Source organism: Streptomyces sp. NPDC017676 (assembly GCF_044329325.1).
Lineage (GTDB): Bacteria > Actinomycetota > Actinomycetes > Streptomycetales > Streptomycetaceae > Streptomyces.
Window position 1 is genome coordinate 211,061 of record NZ_JBIRJA010000009.1, and the last position, 18,880, is coordinate 229,940.

Here is an 18,880-nt window from a genome sequence, read left to right on the forward strand (position 1 = left end):
TGCCCCTCCGGTCCGGGTGAGACGTCAGCCCGTGAACTTCACTTCGCCGATGGCCTGCTTGTAGCCGACGCTGGCGTACAAGGTGGAGTCGTATCCCGAGTTGGGCACGGCCGTCAGCCAGACGAGAACGTACTGCGTCTTGACCGGCTTGGTGACCTTCACCGTGGCCGTGGTGCCCGTCGTCGTGGCGCTGCCGATCTTCGTCATGGAATCCAGCGAGGCCGGGGACAGCGAATCCGCGGCGTACAGCTCGACCGTCGTGTGGTCACCACCGTAGCGGAGGTCGATGGTGGCCGCGCCGAGCTCCTTGGCCGAGCCGAGGTCGTACACGATGCCGACGCCCGGCTTGAACGGCGCGATGGTCGGACCTTCGTTGAAGCTCTTGGTCTTCCAGTACGTCGAGGTGTCGCCGTCATACGTCTTGGGGACGTTACCGGGACTCTGGGCGTCGCCCTTGGCGACGAACTCCTGCCCGGTCTGGATCTTTATGGGGGTCGGCTTCGGCTTCACGGCGTTCTTGTCGCCGCCGTCCGTCGTCTGGCTCTTGTTGGTGTCGTCCGACTTCCCGCCCCGGTCCATCAGAGCGTCAGCCAGTTGCCAGCTGCCCAGACCAAGGGCGGCGATGAGCAGGGCCGACACCGCCCACTTCAGGGCCTTCCCGGTGCGGCTCTGCAGCGGGGGCGGCGGGGGAGCGAGCGGCTGGGTGACCCCCGGGTGCGGGGCCGGGCGGCCGTAGGTGCCCTGCTGATAGGTCGTGCGCTGGTACTCCGGCGGGGCCGTGAACGCGGGCTCGGGCGGGCGGATGCGCGGCATCTCACCGATCGCCTTCACCAGCTCCTCCGGCGTGGTGCACGGAGCCTCGTGACGGGACGCCGTGGCACCGTCGTTGACGAGGGCGCGCATGGCGAGTTCGGACAGTCCGCGGTGCACACCGGCCCGCACCTGGTCCGGAGGGATGAGTCCGATGTCCTTGGGGAGGCCGGACAGACCGTAGGCGTCACTCTCGTAGGGCCAGCGCTGGGTCAGCGCCGCGTACAGCAGGGCGCCGATCGCCTCGGTGTCGGTGCGCTGCGGGGTGTCGGAGGTGACGCCCCGCAAGGCGGCGTTCACAGCGAGACCACGGATGCGCCACTGACCGGTGGAGGCGCGCAGCACAGCGTTCGGGTTCAGCCGCAGATGGGCGAGGCCCTCCCGGTGGGCGGCGGCCATGGCGGAGGCGACCTGACTGACCATCTGGTAGGCGTCGTGCGGTTCCAGCGGGCCGCCGGCGAGCAACGTGGACAGTTCGGTGGCGTCGGGCAGCCACTCGTGGACGACGTAGACGAGGTCGTTCTCCTCGACGGCGTCGAGGACCTGGACGAAGCGCGGATCGCCGAGGAGCGCCGAGGATCGGGCGGCGGCGAGGACGGAACGGGCCCGGGCGTGCTCCGCGGGCAGTACATGGACGCCGACGGCACGACGGAGTTTCTCGTCGACCGCACGCCAACTGCTGAATCCGTCCAGACGGGTGACGCACTCCTCCAGCCGGTAGCGTCTGGCGAGCTTGTGACCGCTGTGCAACTCCGGAGGCGAGGCCTTCCGTCCGGGACCTTCGGTTCCGCCGCTCCCCTGTGCCTCCACGCTGTCCGTGTCCCGCTCCGGGTTCTTGGCCACCCCGTCGGCCGTGGACTGGTCCGCCTTGGCGGTCAGCGGTTGCTCACCGCTGTTGTCTGCCACGTCGACGGCAGCCGTGCTCCGTTCCGCCACCGTCGTCCCTGCCTCCCCATCCGTTGCACGCTGTCCGACGCCGAAACCAATTGTGCCCACAGTCCGCCGCTATGCACGACACACAGCAGCGGACGATGGTTGTGCGCCTACCCCCGCCTCAACGCCCCAGACGCCCGCGCACCATACCGACGAGCGAGTTGAGTTCCTCGATGCGCATCCGGCGGGCGGCGACGAAGAAGACGCCGAAGAGAACCACACCACCGGCGAGCAGCGCGGCGAAGGAGCCGACGACGCCCAGGCCGAGGGTGTGTCCGATGCCGTAGCAGGCCGCACCGCTGAGGAGGGCCGCCGGAACCGAGGCGATACCCAGTCGCGCGTAGGTGCGCAGCACTCGGGAGCCGTCCAGGTCCCCGCCCAGCCGCTGGCGCAGCCGGCGCCAGGCGACGCCCACCCCGATGGCGTAGGCCAGGCCGTAGGCGGCGGCCATGCCGGCGACGGCCCAGCGCGCCGGCAGCAGGAAGTAGCAGAGGGCCGAGGCTCCGGCGTTGACCGCGGCCACGATGACCGTGTTGTAGAAGGGGGTGCGGGTGTCCTCGTAGGCGTAGAAGGCGCGCAGGACGACGTACTGCACGGAGTAGGGGATCAGACCGAGGGCGAAGGCCATCAGCATGTACCCCATGTTGGTGGCCGCGCCGGTACCGGCGGAGCCGAAGATCAGCGTGCACATCGGGACGCCGAGCGAGACGAACCCGAAGGCGATCGGCACGATCGCGACCGCGGTGGTGCGCAGACCCTGGGAGATGTCGTCGCGGACGGCCCCCGCGTCGCCCTCGGCGGCCGAGCGCGAGATGCGCGGCAGCAGGGCGGCCATCAGGGAGACGGTGATGATGGCCTGCGGCAGGCCCCAGATCAGCTGGGCGTTGGCGTAGGCGGCGAATCCGGCGCCCTTGACCCCGGAGTCCTTGCCGGCGGCGGTGGACAGCTGGGTCACGACCATGGCGCCCGCCTGGTTGGCGAGGACGAACAGGACCGTCCACTTGGCGAGCATCGCGGCCTTGCCGAGGCCGTGGCCCTTCCAGTCGAACCGCAGCCGGACCCGGAAGCCGGTCTCGCGCAGGTAGGGGATCATCGCCAGGGCCTGGACGACCAGGCCGAGCAGCACACCGACGCCGAGCAGACGCTGGCCCTCCGGCGGGATGTTCTGGACCGTCATGTGCGAGTTCGCGGCGGTGCCGTAGACCCAGATGAACATGCCGAGCGTCACGATGATGACGATGTTGTTCAGGACCGGGGTCCACATCATCGCGCCGAACTTGCCGCGGGCGTTGAGGATCTGACCCATCACCACGTGGATGCCCATGAAGAAGATCGAGGGCAGGAAGTAACGGGTGAAGGTGACCGCGACCTCGTTCGCCGCGGGGTCGTCGGCCACCGGGGCGGCCAGCAGGCGCACCAGCAGCGGCGCGGCGAACATCGCGAGCCCGGTGAGTGCGGCGAGGGCCACCATCACGAGGGTCAGCAGCCGGTTGGCGAAGGCCTCGCCACCGTCCTCGTCCTCCTTCATGGAGCGCACCAGTTGGGGCACGAACACGGAGTTCAGGCCGCCGCCGACGGTCAGGATGTAGATCATCGTCGGCAGCTGGTAGGCCACCTGGAAGGAGTCGGCGAGGAAGCCGAGGCCCAGCGCGGCGGCGATCAGCGCGGAGCGGATGAAGCCGGTGAGCCGGGAGACCATCGTGCCCGCCGCCATGACCGCACTGGACTTCAGCAGCCCGCCGGCCCGCCCGCCCTTCTTGGCGGGAGCGGCCGTGTCACCGGCCGTGGTGGCTTCCGGCTCGCTGAGCCCCGGGCCCGCGGGGCCCGGAGCGGCGGCCGGAGCGGGCACCTGGGACTGTGCCGCGTACCCGGTGGCGGACGGACCGGACGGGTATCCGGCGCCGGCGTACGGGTGGCCCTGCTGCGGGCCGTGAGCGTGCGGCTGCGGGTACTGGCCGACAGGTCCGTACCCGCCGCCCGGTGCCGCGGCAGGTCCCGGAACGGCCGGGGGATCCATGGGCGCGTGGGCGCCGCCGTGCTGCTGGTCCTTGAAGAGGTGCGCGAAGGCGTCCGGCTCGTGGTACTCCTCGCCGGAGTGCGAGACCAGATCGTCCACGCCCACGAACTGGGTCGTGCGCGGGTCTTCGCCGTACGGCAGGTACGGGGTCGCGCCACCCGGCTCCGGTGCCGGGGTCTGCGCCCACACGTTCGGGTCGGGCGCGTAGGGCGACTGGGCGGGAGGGGCATACAGCGGCTGCTGCTGGTCGTACGTGCCCGGTGGCGGCGGCGGGTGCGCGGCACGGTCGTACAGCGCCTCGGCGACCGGGTCCTGGGCGGCCAGGTCGTGCGCCCGGTAGGGGTCCTGCTCGTAGGCGTCCTGGAGATACATGTCCGCCGCGTGCTGCGGCGGCACCTGGCCGGGCTCGGGCGGCGGCTCGGGGTAGCCCGAGCCGGCCGCGCCCTGACCGCGGTCACCGTCGTACGGCGCGTTCATGCTTACCCCACCTCATCGTCCCGGGCCCACCGGCCACGACATCGCTCAACGGTCCACTCTCTCACCCGTCCCGGACGGGTCGGCGCTTTCCGGTGCGGTGTCCGGCGCAGGGTCACTCGGCTGCTCCGGGTCGTCTGCCCCGGAGGTGGAGTCGGACTCTTCCGGGAGACGGTCGCCGGGCGCTTCCGGGTTCCCGGGCTCGCCCGTGTTCTCCCCCGCGGTGCCGGGGCCGTCCTCGTCGGCCTGCCGGGCGGCCGCGCGCTTGCGCTGGGTGTACATGCGGAAGCCGGCGAGCACCAGGAGCAGGACGCCGCCCCCGATGACCAGCATCACGGTGGGCGTGACCTCGGTGACCTTCACATCGAAGCTGACGGCGTCGCCGTAGGGCTGGCCGTCCTCGGTGTACAGCTGGGCGAGGACCGTCACCCGGCCGTTGGCGTTGGCGGAGGTGGTGAACTTCACCGACTGGCTGTGCCCGCCGGAGACCTCCACGGGCTGTTCGTCGTAGGCCTTGCCGTGGATCTTCAGACGGGTCGGCATGGTGGAGGTGAGGCGCAGCACCAGGTGGCCCACGGGCTGGACCAGGTTGTTCTGGACGGTCACCGGGATGGTGGCGCTCCGCCCCGAGAGCTTGGTCTCGGACTTGTCGATCAGCTTGACCTGCTGGGTCAGGTCGTCGATCCAGGCCTCCACGCCGTCGCGATAGCTGACCGCCTCGCCGCGCCTGCCCCGCCAGGACGTGGACATCTCGCGGTTTATGGCCCGCCCGAAGGGCGTGACCACGCGGGACTGGTCGGAGAGGATCACCCGGAAGTTGTCGAGCTTGTCCTGGGTGCGGGCGATCTGGTCGAAGACCGCCCGCGGCAGTTCCTGCCGGCGCAGCGAGGACGGGTAGGCGGACGTCGACGGGATGCGCGTGGTGGCGCCCGGGTCGGGCTTGTCCTTGGCCGCCGCGGAGAGGTCCTGGAACTGGGACCAGGTGCCGCCCTGGAGTGCCTTCAGCGCCGCCGCCATCGCCTGGGCCTGGCTCGCCGTGGGCATGCGCTGCGGGGCGACGACGATGCTGCGCTGCTTGTCCGTCTGCGCGTTCAGCGCCAGGCTCTGGGCCAGGAACCGCTGGACGGCGAGGGTGGCCGAGCCAGCCTTCGTGAGGTCGCCCTCGAACGCCTTGGACAGCCGGGCGTCGGCGACCACCGCCGTGGTGCCTCCCCCGACCGGACGGGCGGCGGACGGCGTGTACGGCAGTCCGCCGGTCTCCTGGAGGCTGTCGCTGCGGGCGATCACCCGGTCGGCGCCGGCGGAGGTCGCGACCTTCATGATCGACGGGTCCACGGCACCGTCCACCGGCCAGGCGAAGTCGGTGCTCGGTGTGACATGAAGCACGGTCTTCACGGTGAGAGCAGCGACGTCGGTGGCGTCCTTGAGGTGGCTGAGCGATCCGGTGACGCTGGTGCCGTTGTGCGCCAGGGAGGCCAGGTCCGGGTCGGCGAACGGCAGGGCGACGACCTCCTTGCCGGCCACCGCCTTCTGCAGGGCCGCCAGCCACTGCTTGGCGATCGCCTGGTGTTCCCGCGGACCGGGCGTGCTGGTGCCGTCGGCGCCCTGGAGCCGGTAGTTGCCCGCGGCCATCGCGTCGACCGAGGCGAGGAGGTCGGGATCGATCACCCAGGTGACGTCGAGGTCCTTGCCCAGGTCCACCATCTGGGCCAGCCGGCCGCCGGGGGCCAGCTCCTTGGCCAGGTCGTCGTCGAGGAACTCCGGCGTCTGCAGCTCTCCCGCGCCCGTCTTGGCCGTCATGTGGACCGTGGAGATCAGCGGCCACAGGAAGGACGTCTTGGTCTTGGTGTCGGCCTCTGACGGCTGCCACGGCAGGAACGTCCGCTGGACGCCGAGCACCTGGTCCCAGGCCTGGGCGGAGGTCTGGCCGGACAGGGCGACATCGAACTCGTAGACCCCGTCGTCGCCGAGGTCGAGCTTGTCCACGGGGACGGAGATCGTGAAGTGCTCGGCGACCCCGGGGGCCAGCTTGTCGAACTTCTCCTCGTACTTGTCGCCGACCTCCGTGCCGGTGCTGCCCTGCGGCTCGTCGGAGTGCCGGGCGACGGAATCGATCTCCGAGCGGCTGGTCAGCTCGGGGCCCACGCGCAGACCCACATGGGCGTCGGTGACGGCTTGCTTGCCGTTGTTGGTCACCGTGCCCGACACGGTCAGCGTGTCGCCGTCGGTGGGGGCACTGGGGCTGAGCGAGTCCAGGGAGACGGACACCGTGCCGGACGAGGCCGCCTGAGCGGGCCCGGCGGCGGGCAGCTGGAGCACACCCGCCAGCAGTGGGGTCCCGGCGAGCAGTGCTCCGGCGCGCCGCAGCCACCGGCGGGCAGGTGAGGCACTGGTCCCCTGGAAGTCAGCCGCCTCGGCCACGCGCTCGCCCGTCCCTCGTCGTCGTCAGTGGTCGTCGGAATGTGCGTCCACGCATGGTAACGATGCGCGCTGAGGGGAAGTGCCGCGGTCTCCTCCACAAGATCGAAAGACAACCGTGACCCGTCCCCTATATCCAGTATCGAGGGGAGAGCGGCCGTACGCCGCAAGAGCAGCGCTTGCACGGGTATGCCGGGAGCTGTCCGCAGCGCGTTAAGGGGGCGCCTCCGGCCGCGCCGGGCACGTACCCTCTTCTGTTGTGCCGAACCCGAACGAAGACACTCCCTCTGCCCTGAGCCAGGCGCAGCAGCGCGCGGTCGCCGAGCTGCTGCGGGTGGCCCCGGTCGCCGACGACCTCGCCCGCCGATTCCAGGAAGCGGGCTTCTCGCTCGCCCTGGTCGGCGGATCGGTCCGCGACGCGTTGCTCGGCCGGCTCGGCAACGACCTGGACTTCACGACCGACGCCCGCCCCGAGGACGTACTGAAGATCGTCCGGCCCTGGGCGGACGCCGTCTGGGAGGTGGGCATCGCCTTCGGCACGGTCGGCGCGCACAAGGGCGGCTACCAGATCGAGATCACCACCTACCGTTCCGAGGCCTACGACCGCACCTCGCGCAAGCCGGAGGTGTCGTACGGCGACTCCATCGAGGAGGACCTGGTCCGCCGCGACTTCACCGTCAACGCCATGGCCGTGGCGCTGCCGGCGAAGGAGTTCATCGACCCGCATGGCGGACTGGAGGACCTCGCGGCCCGTGTCCTGCGGACCCCCGGCACGCCCGAGGAGTCGTTCTCGGACGATCCCCTGCGCATGATGCGGGCCGCCCGGTTCGCCGCCCAGCTGGACTTCGAGGTCGCCCCCGAGGTCGTCACCGCCATGACGGAGATGGCCGGGCGGATCGAGATCGTCTCGGCTGAGCGGGTCCGGGACGAGCTGAACAAGCTCATCCTCTCCGCGCACCCGCGCAAGGGGCTGAGCCTGCTCGTCGACACCGGGCTCGCCGGACATGTCCTGCCCGAGCTGCCGGCGCTGCGGCTGGAGAGGGACGAGCACCACCGGCACAAGGACGTCTACGAGCACACGCTGATCGTTCTGGAGCAGGCGATCGCGCTGGAGGAGGACGGCCCGGACCTCACCCTGCGCCTGGCCGCGCTGCTGCATGACATCGGTAAGCCGCGCACCCGCCGTTTCGAGCAGGACGGCCGGGTCTCCTTCCACCACCATGAGGTGGTCGGCGCCAAGATGACCAAGAAGCGCATGACCGCCTTGAAGTACTCCAACGAGCTGGTGAAGGACGTCTCACGGCTGGTCGAACTACACCTGCGCTTCCATGGCTATGGAACCGGGGAGTGGACGGACTCGGCGGTCCGCCGGTATGTCCGTGACGCGGGCCCGCTGCTGGACCGCCTGCACAAGCTGACCCGTTCCGACTGCACCACGCGCAACAAGCGCAAGGCGATGGCACTGTCCCGGGCCTACGACGGCCTGGAGGAGCGCATCGCCCAGCTCCAGGAGCAGGAGGAGCTTGACGCGATCCGCCCCGACCTGGACGGCAACCAGATCATGGAGATCCTGGGGATCGGTCCCGGCCCGGCAGTCGGCAAGGCGTACAAGCACATGCTGGAGCTGCGCCTGGAGAACGGGCCGATGGAGCACGACACCGCGGTGACGGCGCTCAAGGAGTGGTGGGCCGAGCAGGGCTGAGTCGGTCGGGGCGATGTTTCACGTGAAACAGTCGCCGGAGACGGAGACACCGAGGGGCGATGTTTCACGTGAAACATCGCCCCTCACTCTGTACTGCGACGCGCGAAGCGAGCCAGTCCGACGGTGATCACTCCATAGATGACCGCGACGAGAGCCACCAGCACTGTCGAGCGGCCGTCCGGCGGAAGCATCAGGGCCGCCACTCCGGCAGCGCCGACGAAAGCGACGTTGAAGAGCACGTCGTACACGGAGAAGACCCGGCCGCGGAAGCCGTCCTCGACACAGGACTGGACGATCGTGTCCGTGGCGATCTTGGCGCCCTGGGTGATCAGGCCCAGAACGAAGGCCGCGACCATGAGTGGTCCGGTGGCGAAGGGCAGGCCCAGGGCGGGTTCCAGCACCATGGCCGCGCCGGAGCACACCATGATCCAGCGGATGGGACCGAGCAGTCCCGCCGCCCACGGCGTCACCACGGCCGCCGCGAAGAATCCCGCGCCGGACAGTGCCAGCGCCGGCCCGAGGAGTCGCAGTCCTTCCTCGGGAGTGTCGGCCAAGGCGTAGCGGCAGAGCATGAGCAGCAGGACGAGGAGGGCGCCGTAGCAGAAGCGCATCAGTGTCATCACGCCCAGAGCCCAGGCTGCTTCCCTGCGCCTGGGCGCGGCCAGGTGTCCCAGGGCCGCCAGCAGCTCGCGTGCCGTCGTGGCGAGCGCCGTGCCGAGGCGGGGGCGGGCCGGGTGTCGGTCGGGTCCGAGCAGGCCGGGTGCCAGGCGGAGGGACGCGAGGCTCGCGCACAGGTACAGGAAGGCGCCGAGCAGTACCACCGCCGCGTCGGAGTCCGATGCCGTGATCCGCACGCCGAAGGCCAGGGCCCCGCCGACGGTCGCGGCCAGGGTGCCGGCGGTCGGGGAGAGAGAGTTGGCCAGCACCAGGCGCTCGGTGTCGACGACCCGTGGCAGGGCGGCGGACAGCCCGGCGAGGACGAAGCGGTTGACGGCCGTGACACACAGCGCGGACACGTAGAAGAGCCAGTCGGGAGTGTGGCCGAGCATCAGCGCGGCGGTGGCCGCGGCCAGCAGGGCGCGCAGCAGGTTGCCGTACACGAAGACCTGCCGGCGGCGCCAGCGGTCCAGCAGGACACCGGCGAAGGGTCCGACCAGTGAGTAGGGGAGCAGCAGGACCGCCATCGCCGAGGCGATCGCGGCGGCCGAGGTCTGCTTCTCCGGAGAGAAGACGACGTACGCGGCGAGCGCGACCTGGTAGACGCCGTCGGCGCCCTGGGACAGGAGACGGACGTACAGCAGGCGCCGGAAGTTCTCCAGGCGCAGCAGGACGCGCAGGTCACGGACGACGGGCATGGATCACACCCTCACACATGCGGAAGGTCCCCGGGTCGCGGGACCCGGGGACCTTCACAGCCCTGGCAGGAGCGTTCTCGTGCGAGCGGCGCCGGGCGTCTTAGCGCTCGACCTCACCGCGGATGAACTTCTCGACGTTCTCGCGGGCCTCGTCGTCGAAGTACTGGACCGGCGGGGACTTCATGAAGTACGAGGAGGCGGACAGGATCGGGCCACCGATGCCGCGGTCCTTGGCGATCTTCGCGGCGCGCAGCGCGTCGATGATGACACCGGCGGAGTTCGGGGAGTCCCAGACCTCCAGCTTGTACTCCAGGTTCAGCGGGACGTCACCGAAGGCGCGACCCTCCAGGCGGACGTAGGCCCACTTGCGGTCGTCCAGCCAGGCCACGTAGTCGGACGGGCCGATGTGGACGTTCTTCTCGCCGAGGTCCCGGTCGGGGATCTGGGAGGTGACGGCCTGCGTCTTGGAGATCTTCTTGGACTCCAGGCGCTCACGCTCAAGCATGTTCTTGAAGTCCATGTTGCCGCCGACGTTCAGCTGCATCGTGCGGTCGAGGATGACACCGCGGTCCTCGAACAGCTTCGCCATGACGCGGTGCGTGATGGTGGCGCCGACCTGGGACTTGATGTCGTCACCGACGATCGGCACACCGGCCTCGGTGAACTTGTCCGCCCACTCCTTGGTGCCGGCGATGAAGACCGGGAGGGCGTTGACGAAGGCGACCTTGGCGTCGATGGCGCACTGGGCGTAGAACTTCGCCGCGTCCTCGGAACCGACGGGCAGGTAGCAGACCAGGACGTCGACCTGCTTGTCCTTCAGGACCTGGACGACGTCGACCGGCTCGGCGTCCGACTCCTCGATGGTGGCGCGGTAGTACTTGCCGAGGCCGTCGAGGGTGTGGCCGCGCTGGACGGTGACACCGGTGGTGGGCACGTCGCAGATCTTGATCGTGTTGTTCTCGGAGGCGCCGATGGCGTCCGCGAGGTCAAGGCCGACCTTCTTGGCGTCGACGTCGAACGCGGCGACGAACTCGACGTCGCGGACGTGGTAGTCACCGAACTGCACGTGCATCAGGCCGGGGACCTTGGACGCCGGGTCGGCGTCCTTGTAGTACTCGACTCCCTGCACCAGCGACGCGGCGCAGTTGCCCACGCCGACGATGGCTACGCGAACCGAACCCATTCCGGTTGCTCCCTGTGTGTACGAGTGAGGCCCTGACTGGGACTCACGTGGCGGTGTCGTCGGGCGTATCCGTCCGGGGAGTGTCCCCGGGACGGGGCAGGCCGCCCGTCGATCCAGTGGTGGTGTCCTGCTGAGCGGACCCCCCGGACGCGGAACCCCTCAGGTCCCGCCCGGCCCGCTCGCTCTCGATGAGCTCGTTCAGCCAGCGCACTTCGCGCTCCACGGACTCCATCCCGTGGCGCTGGAGCTCAAGTGTGTAGTCGTCGAGGCGCTCCCGGGTGCGCGCAAGCGAGGCGCGCATCTTCTCCAGGCGCTCCTCCAGGCGGCTGCGCCGGCCCTCCAGGACGCGCATGCGCACATCGCGCGAGGTCTGCCCGAAGAAGGCGAACCGTGCGGCGAAGTGCTCGTCCTCGTACGCGTCGGGACCGGCCTGCGAGAGCAGTTCCTCGAAGTGCTCCTTGCCTTCCGCGGTCAGCCGGTAAACGATCTTGGCGCGGCGTCCGGCGAGGGGAGTGGCGAGGGCGTCGTCGTGGGTGTTCCCGGGTTCCTCGATCAGCCAGCCGTTGGCGACCAGCGCCTTGAGGCAGGGGTACAGCGTCCCGTAGCTGAACGCGCGGAACACACCCAGTGACGTGTTGAGGCGTTTACGCAGCTCGTAGCCGTGCATCGGGGACTCCCGGAGCAGGCCGAGCACGGCGAACTCAAGGATGCCGGAGCGCCGGCTCATCGTCGCCTCCTCCCGGTCCCGCAGGTCCGTCCCGCAGGTCTCGCACCGCCTGGCAGCGTCTTTATCTCGTGCTGATGTATCGACTCGATACATCAGCACGATAGAACGGCCTACCGCACGCGACAAGAGGGAGAGTGGTGAACGGGATCACATCACCGTTTCGTTGGAGGCAACTTGCCTGTTTTGGGGTGAACTTCGGAGCTCGGCGCGTTTTGGTGGTGCGTAGTCTGTGCGGCATGCACACCACCGGGAACCGCGTGATGCCTGGGGAACGTCGTCGTCCCCGGTGCAGTACGGGTGAATGCAGGACCGACCACATCCGTACTTCGGGGGGACCGGAAATCAGCCGCCGTTCCAGGCGCGCACGGGTGCGCCTGCCCGAGGAGTAATCGTTCGATGAGCGAGCACCGTCGCAAACCGCCGCAGCCGCAGGGAGGCGGACGTGCCGCGGCCCGACGCGGCCAGTCCGGTCCGTCCTCCGGCCGCCGTGCGGCACCGCGAGGCGCCACCGGGTCCCCTGCCGACTCCTATGGGTCCCGTTCCCCGGGGTCGGAGCCCACTGACCCGGGAAGTGAGGAGCGTTCCTACGGCGGCCGTGCCGAGGCCCGCCGTGCCGCGCAGAGAGGTGGCCGACGCAGAGCGGCCGACAACGCCGGCGGCCGGCGCGGCGGCCCGGGCGGGCCGACCGGTCCCGGGCGCGGCGGCGGCCGCGCGACGACCGCACCCGGCAAGAAGCGGTTCATCGACTACCCGAGGGCCGGCAAGTACGGCTGGCGACGCTGGGTGCCGTCCTGGAAGCTGGTGAGCGGGCTGTTCGTCGGCTTCGTCGGGAGCCTGGTGGTGATGGTCGGCGTCGGCTACGCGATGGTCTCGATCCCGAACGAGAACGACGCGGCCAAGTCCCAGAACAACGTCTACTACTGGGCCGACGGCAGCCAGATGGTGGCGACGGGCACCGGGGTGAACCGGCAGAACGTCACCATCGACAAGATCCCCGAGGCCATGCAGTGGGCCGTGATCTCGGCGGAGAACAAGAGCTTCTACGACGACTCGGGCGTCGATCCCATGGGTATCGCCCGAGCCCTGGCGAACATGGCCCGGGGCGGTCAGACGCAGGGTGGCTCGACGATCACCCAGCAGTTCGTGAAGAACACCTACCTGAGCCAGGAACAGACCGTCACCCGCAAGTTCAAGGAGATGTTCATCTCCATAAAGGTGGGCACGAAGCTCGACAAGAAGCAGATCCTGCAGGGCTACCTGAACACCTCGTACTACGGTCGCGGCGCCTACGGCATCCAGGCCGCCGCGCGGACCTACTACGGCAAGGACGCGCTCGACCTCAGCCCGAGCGAGTGCGCCTTCCTGGCGGCGCTGCTGAAGGGTCCGACGTACTACGACCCGGCCGGCAACGCGGACCTCGACCCGTCGGCGAACGCGAAGGACAACCGAGAGCGTTCCGAGAAGCGCTGGGCCTGGATCCTCAGCGAGATGCACAAGGACAAGCACCTCACGGACGACCAGTACCAGCTGGCCAAGAGCAAGTACCCCGAGCCCCAGGACCGCAAGGCGACCAAGGGCATGACCGGCCAGATCAGCTACCTCGTCGACACGGCCAAGAAGTACGTGCTGAACCACTCCAAGATCACCGAGGCGCAGTTCGACCAGGGCGGCTACCAGGTCTACACGACCTTCGACAAGAAGAGCGTCAACGCCCTGAGCGCGGCTGTGAAGAAGGTCCAGAAGGAACGCCTCGACCCGAAACATCGCGATCTGGACAAGTACGTCCAGTTCGGTGCGGCATCGGTGCTGCCGAAGGACGGTGCGATCGTCGCGCTCTACGGCGGTGACGGGTACGAGAACGGACACTTCACCAACAACGCCGACACCTCCGGTGTCCCCGTCGGTTCGACGTGGAAGCCGTTCGTGCTGGCCGCGGCAATGGAGTACGGCACCTACAAGTCCGACGGTGAGGGCATCTCGCCGCTGAGCAAGTACAACGGCAACGACAAGCTCAAGGTGAGGAACCAGGACGGAAGCTACGTCCTGAAGAAGGACGGCTCGGTCTTCTACCAGCGCAACGAGGGTCCCAAGCCCTGGGGCTACATCACGCTGCGCAAGGCCATGGAGCAGTCCGTCAACACGCCGTTCGTGCAGCTCGGGATGGACGTGGGGATGACGAAGGTCCGGGACGTCGCGAAGGCCTCCGGCATCCTCGACGCAAGCTTCGCCGACCTCAACCCGTCCTTCGCGATCGGCACCTCCACGCCGAGCGCGATCCGTATGGCCGACGCCTACGCGACGTTCGCCGCGTCGGGCCAGCACACGGATCCGTACTCGGTGACGAGCGTCAAGAAGGACGGCCAGGAGTTGCCGGGCTTCACCAAGCCCAAGCGGACGCAGGCGATGCCGGAGAACGTGGCCAACAACGTCACGGACACGCTGGAGAACGTGATCCAGAACGGTACGGGCCAGAACGCCAAGGCCCTGGGACGTACCGCCGCCGGCAAGACGGGTACCACGGACAGCAACAAGTCGGCCTGGTTCGTCGGCTACACCAAGCAGCTGTCGACCTCGGTCGCGATGTTCCGCGAGAACCCCAAGGACCACGAGCTGCTGTCCATGAATGGCACGGCGGGCGTGGACTCCATCCACGGTGGTGACATCCCGACCCAGGTGTGGACCGAGTACATGAAGGAGGCGCTCAAGGGCAAGAACGACCCGGGCTTCCCGGACCCCGCCGAGATCGGCAAGGTCCAGGACGAGGTGGGTGCTCCGTCCCCGACCCCGAGCGTCACCATCACGCCCAGCCCGACGCCGAGTGACACGCCGACCCCGACGCCGAGCGTGACGACCACCTCACCGTCACCGACGCCGAGCGAGTCCTGCCAGTTCGGCTGGGACCCGAACTGCAACGGCAACGGCAATGGCACCGGCGGAGCGAACGGCAATGGCACCGGAGGCGTGGACACGGGTGGCCTCGACGGAGGCACAGGCGAGTCGCCGTCACCCACGGTCACGGACACGACAGGGACCGGTAACACCCGAGGAAACGGCAACGGGGGCTTCTTCGGAGGTCAGACCGGTTAACCCGGTGATCTGACCGGTTGGCGACCATATCGCCCACCGAGGGTGTTTCACGTGAAACATGGGCCGCCGCACCCACCAGGTGCGGCGGCCCTCGGTGTTTTCCCAGCCGGGTACGGCAGGATGTGCCCCATGCCCAGTGCAGAGATGACGCCCGCGAGCATGCACGAGCCCGAGTCCGTGCGGTCCGTCGCGGCCGAGGCGGTGCAGCCGACCAGGGAGGACGAGGTCGCCGCCGCAGGCAGTGAACTGATCGGCGGCCCCCTGGGACGGCACGCCCTGCTGGGGGCCTCCTGGTGGACCCCCGTGCGGGTCGTGGCGCTCGTGGCGATCGGCATGTTCGCCCTCGGCCTGGTCCAGAAGGCGCCCTGCTACCACAGTGGCTGGTTCTTCGGAGCGAGCAGCCAGTACACGCACGCCTGCTACTCGGACATTCCGCACCTATATCAGGGCCGCGGGTTCGCCGACCACCTCGTGCCGTACTTCGACAAGCTCCCCGGCGACATGGACTACCTCGAATATCCGGTGCTCACCGGCCTGTTCATGGAGGTGGCCTCCTGGCTCACGCCGCACAGCGGCAGTATCCAGCACCAGGAGCAGTGGTACTGGTTCGTGAACGCCGGGATGCTGATGGTGTGCGCCGCCGTCATCGCCGTGTGTGTGGCCCGTACCCACCGTCGGCGTCCCTGGGACGGTCTGCTGGTCGCCCTGGCGCCCGCCCTCGCGCTGACCGCGACCATCAACTGGGACCTGCTGGCCGTGGCGCTGACGGCCGCCGCGATGCTGATGTGGTCCCGGGGCCGCGCCGTCGCCTTCGGTGTCCTCCTGGGGCTCGCCACGGCCGCCAAGCTGTATCCCGTGCTGCTGCTGGGGCCGCTGCTGGTGCTGTGCTGGCGGGCGGGCAGGTGGCGCGCGTTCTTCCAGGCCGTGTGCGGAGCGGTGGTCGCCTGGCTCGTGGTGAACCTGCCCGTGATGATCACGCACGACGCGACGGGCTTCCACATCCGTGAGGGCTGGGCGAAGTTCTACACCTTCAGCAAGGAGCGCGGCGTCGACTTCGGCTCCTTCTGGCTGATCTGGGCGCAGAACTCCAGCAGTCCGCCCACCACCGAGTTCGTCAACACCGCCGCCACGGTGCTCGTGGTGCTGTGCTTCCTCGGCATCGCCGCGCTGACGTTCACCGCCCCGCGCCGGCCGCGCTTCGCCCAGCTCGCCTTCCTGATGGTGGCCGCCTTCGTCCTCACCAACAAGGTCTACTCGCCCCAGTACGTCCTGTGGCTGGTGCCGCTGGTGGTCCTCGCCCGGCCCAAGTGGCGGGACTTCCTGATCTGGCAGGCGTGCGAGGTGGCGTACTTCCTGGGCATCTGGCTGTACCTCGCCTACACGACCAGCGGAGACGCCCACAAGGGCCTGCCGACGCAGGGCTACCACTGGGCGATCGTCGTGCACCTGCTGGGCACGCTGTACCTGTGCGCCGTGGTCGTCCGGGACATCCTCATGCCGGAGCGGGACGTGGTGCGCCGGTCCGGCGACGACGATCCGTCGGGCGGCGTGCTCGACGGCGCGGAGGACGTGTTCGTGCTCGGCGCGGGAGCCCATCCGCCGCGCCACGCCGCCGACTTCGAGGGGCCTCAGGTGGACTGGGGCCGGCCGGAGACGCTGTCCCACGACGAACGTTCGCTCTGAGCGAACACGCGCCAGGCCTCATCGGCCCGCTCCGCGCCGCATCGGCACACGGCACCGCGAGCCTGCCGTCCCGCGGGAGGCGGTGCGCACAGAAGGCCGTATCCGGGAGCACCGGATACGGCCTTCTCGGCGTTCTGGACGGGCTCAGCGGTCCACGAGACGGTCGAACTGGGTCGTGGTGTGCCGCAGATGGGCCACCAGTTCGTCACCGACCTTCGGCTCGGGGGCGTCCGAGGGCACGAACAGGATCGACACCTGCATGTGCGGCGGCTCGGCGAACCAGCGCTGCTTGCCGCCCCAGACGAACGGGGAGAGGTTCCGGTTCACCGTGGCGAGCCCGGCCCGGGCGACGCCCTTGGCGCGCGGCATGACGCCGTGCAGGGCCTTCGGGGCCTCCAGACCCACCCCGTGCGACGTTCCGCCCGCCACGACCACCAGGAAGCCGTCCGAGGCCGCCTTCTGCTGCCGGTACCCGAACCGGTCGCCCTTCGCCACGCGCGTGACGTCCAGGACGGCACCGCGGTACTCCGTGGCGTCGTGGTCCCCCAGCCACAGCCGCGTGCCGATGCGGGCGCGGAACCGGGTCTGCGGGAACTGCTGCTGGAGCCGGGCCAGGTCGTCGGCCTTGAGGTGGCTGACGAACATCGTGTGCAGCGGCAGCCGTGCCGCGCGCAGCCGGTCCATCCAGCCGATGACCTCCTCGACGGCGTCCGAGCCGTCGGTGCGGTCCAGCGGCAGATGGATGGCGAAGCCCTCCAGCCGGACGTTCTCTATGGCCTGGTGCAGCTGGGGCAGGTCGTGCTCGCTGATGCCGTGCCGCTTCATCGAGGACATCACCTCGATGACGACACGGGCGCCCACGAGGCCGTACACGCCGTCGATCGAAGAGACCGAGCGGACGACCCGGTCGGGCAGCGGCACGGGCTCCTCGCCACGCCGGTACGGCGTGAGCACCAGCAGGTCACCGCTGAAGAAGTCCTTGATGCGTGCGGCTTCGTAGGTCGTGCCGACGGCGAGCAGGTCGGCACCGAGCCGCGTGGCCTCCTCCGACAGCCGTTCGTGCCCGAAGCCGTAGCCGTTGCCCTTGCAGACCGGGACGAGTCCCGGGAACTGCTCCTGCACGTGCTTGTGGTGCGCCCGCCAGCGCGCGGTGTCGACGTAGAGCGTGAGCGCCATGGCCGGACCCGGAACCTTTCTCGTGGCTGCGGTGGATCAGAGGTGTGAGAGCTGCGAAGGCAATGGAATCAAACGCCCGCGCGGCTCAGCGGCGCGACATGTAGATGTCGAGCGCCTTGTGGAGCAGCTTGTTCAGCGGGAAGTCCCACTCGCCGAGGTACTCGGCGGCCTGGCCGCCGGTGCCGACCTTGAACTGGATGAGACCGAAGAGGTGGTCGGTCTCGTCCAGCGAGTCGGAGATGCCGCGCAGGTCGTAGACGGTGGCGCCGAGCGCGTAGGCGTCGCGCAGCATCCGCCACTGCATGGCGTTGGACGGCCGGACCTCGCGGCCGATGTTGTCGGAGGCGCCGTAGGAGTACCAGACGTGCCCGCCGACGATCAGCATCGTCGCTGCCGAGAGGTTCACCCCGTTGTGGCGGGCGAAGTACAGCCGCATGCGGTTGGGGTCCTCGGTGTTGAGGGCCGTCCACATGCGCTGGAAGTACGACAGCGGGCGGGGCCGGAAGTGGTCGCGGACAGCCGTGATCTCGTACAGCCGCTGCCACTCGGGCAGGTCCTGGTAGCCGCCCTGGACGACCTCGACACCGGCCTTCTCGGCCTTCTTGATGTTGCGGCGCCACAGCTGGTTGAAGTTCTTGTGGACCTCTTCCAGGGAGCGGTTGGCCAGCGGCACCTGGTAGACGTAGCGGGGCTGCACATCGCCGAAGCCGGCGCCGCCGTCCTCACCCTGCTGCCAGCCCATGCGACGCAGCTTGTCGGCCACCTCGAAGGCGCGCGGCTCGATGAAGTCGGCTTCCAGGTCGCGCAGACGCTTGACGTCCGGGTCCTGGATGCCCTTCTTGATCGTGTCGGCGTTCCAGCGGCGGATGATCACCGGCGGGCCCATCTTCACGGAGAAGGCACCCTGCTGCTTCAGGTGCGCCAGCATCGGCTGGATCCAGTCGTCCAGGTTCGGCGCGTACCAGTTGATGACCGGGCCCTCGGGCAGATAGGCGAGGTAGCGCTTGATCTTGGGCAGCTGGCGGTAGAGGACCAGGCCCACGCCGACCAGCTGGCCGCTCCTGTCGAACCAGCCGAGGTTCTCCGAACGCCACTCCGCCTTCACATCTGCCCAGGCCGGGACCTGCATGTGGCTCGCCGCCGGCAGGCTCTGGATGAAGGCCAGATGCTGCTCGCGACTGATGGTCCTCAGGGTCAGGCTCATTCGGGGCGCTCCTCGGGCTGGTGTGTCCCCATGGGTACAGGGGCTCCGGCTCTCGCGCCGAAGCCTACTGCGCCTTGCGAGCGCCCCGACTGGGCGTACGGGGCTTTGAGC

At 69.3% G+C, this 18,880-nt stretch carries 11 protein-coding genes; 3 read left to right on the plus strand and 8 right to left on the minus strand.

Annotation, left to right across the window (positions count from 1 at the left end; genetic code table 11):
- Positions 1–24: 24 nt before the first annotated feature.
- The 3 genes from ACH4LD_RS21375 to ACH4LD_RS21385 form a co-directional block, all read right to left on the minus strand.
- Positions 25–1,746: a protein kinase family protein gene (locus tag ACH4LD_RS21375; protein WP_398054858.1), complete on the minus strand. Its 1,722-nt coding sequence runs from the start codon at positions 1,744–1,746 to the stop codon at positions 25–27.
- A 118-nt stretch (positions 1,747–1,864) separates the two neighbouring features.
- The gene (murJ, locus tag ACH4LD_RS21380) at positions 1,865–4,237 is read right to left on the minus strand and encodes a murein biosynthesis integral membrane protein MurJ (protein ID WP_398054859.1); all 2,373 of its coding nucleotides are present in this window, start codon (positions 4,235–4,237) and stop codon (positions 1,865–1,867) included.
- Positions 4,238–4,282: 45 nt separating this feature from the next.
- Entirely contained in the window at positions 4,283–6,655 is a 2,373-nt protein-coding gene (locus ACH4LD_RS21385) for a DUF6049 family protein (RefSeq protein WP_398054860.1), read from the minus strand.
- Between the two features lie 256 nt (positions 6,656–6,911).
- Here ACH4LD_RS21385 and ACH4LD_RS21390 point away from each other — a divergent pair, with 256 nt between their 5' ends.
- Complete coding sequence (locus ACH4LD_RS21390; protein WP_132784889.1) at positions 6,912–8,354, plus strand: CCA tRNA nucleotidyltransferase; 1,443 nt, start codon at positions 6,912–6,914, stop codon at positions 8,352–8,354.
- A gap of 83 nt (positions 8,355–8,437) precedes the next feature.
- Here ACH4LD_RS21390 and ACH4LD_RS21395 read toward each other — a convergent pair whose 3' ends face one another.
- The 3 genes from ACH4LD_RS21395 to ACH4LD_RS21405 all read right to left on the minus strand — a co-directional run bounded on the left by ACH4LD_RS21395 (position 8,438) and on the right by ACH4LD_RS21405 (position 11,619).
- Positions 8,438–9,709 carry an MFS transporter gene (locus tag ACH4LD_RS21395; RefSeq protein WP_398054861.1) on the minus strand — a complete coding sequence of 424 codons (1,272 nt, stop codon included), beginning with the start codon at positions 9,707–9,709 and terminating at the stop codon, positions 8,438–8,440.
- Between the two features lie 100 nt (positions 9,710–9,809).
- Entirely contained in the window at positions 9,810–10,892 is a 1,083-nt protein-coding gene (locus ACH4LD_RS21400; protein WP_014673757.1) for an inositol-3-phosphate synthase, read from the minus strand.
- Between the two features lie 43 nt (positions 10,893–10,935).
- Positions 10,936–11,619 (minus strand): PadR family transcriptional regulator, encoded by a 684-nt coding sequence (locus tag ACH4LD_RS21405; RefSeq protein WP_398054862.1) that lies wholly within the window; start codon positions 11,617–11,619, stop codon positions 10,936–10,938.
- Positions 11,620–12,015: 396 nt separating this feature from the next.
- Here ACH4LD_RS21405 and ACH4LD_RS21410 point away from each other — a divergent pair, with 396 nt between their 5' ends.
- Both ACH4LD_RS21410 and ACH4LD_RS21415 read left to right on the plus strand, forming a co-directional pair.
- Positions 12,016–14,706 (plus strand): transglycosylase domain-containing protein, encoded by a 2,691-nt coding sequence (locus ACH4LD_RS21410; RefSeq protein ID WP_398054863.1) that lies wholly within the window; start codon positions 12,016–12,018, stop codon positions 14,704–14,706.
- Between the two features lie 129 nt (positions 14,707–14,835).
- Positions 14,836–16,389, plus strand: coding sequence for a glycosyltransferase family 87 protein (locus ACH4LD_RS21415; RefSeq protein WP_398054864.1), 1,554 nt, complete (start codon positions 14,836–14,838; stop codon positions 16,387–16,389).
- Positions 16,390–16,533: 144 nt separating this feature from the next.
- Here the strand turns inward: ACH4LD_RS21415 and ACH4LD_RS21420 are convergent, their stop codons facing one another.
- A complete protein-coding gene (locus ACH4LD_RS21420) occupies positions 16,534–17,565 on the minus strand; it encodes an alanine racemase (protein ID WP_030640115.1) in 1,032 nt (343 codons plus the stop codon).
- 85 nt (positions 17,566–17,650) lie between these two features.
- On the minus strand, positions 17,651–18,769 hold the full coding sequence (locus tag ACH4LD_RS21425) for a peptidoglycan bridge formation glycyltransferase FemA/FemB family protein (RefSeq protein ID WP_103813596.1): 1,119 nt from the start codon (positions 18,767–18,769) through the stop codon (positions 17,651–17,653).
- Positions 18,770–18,880 lie beyond the last annotated feature (111 nt).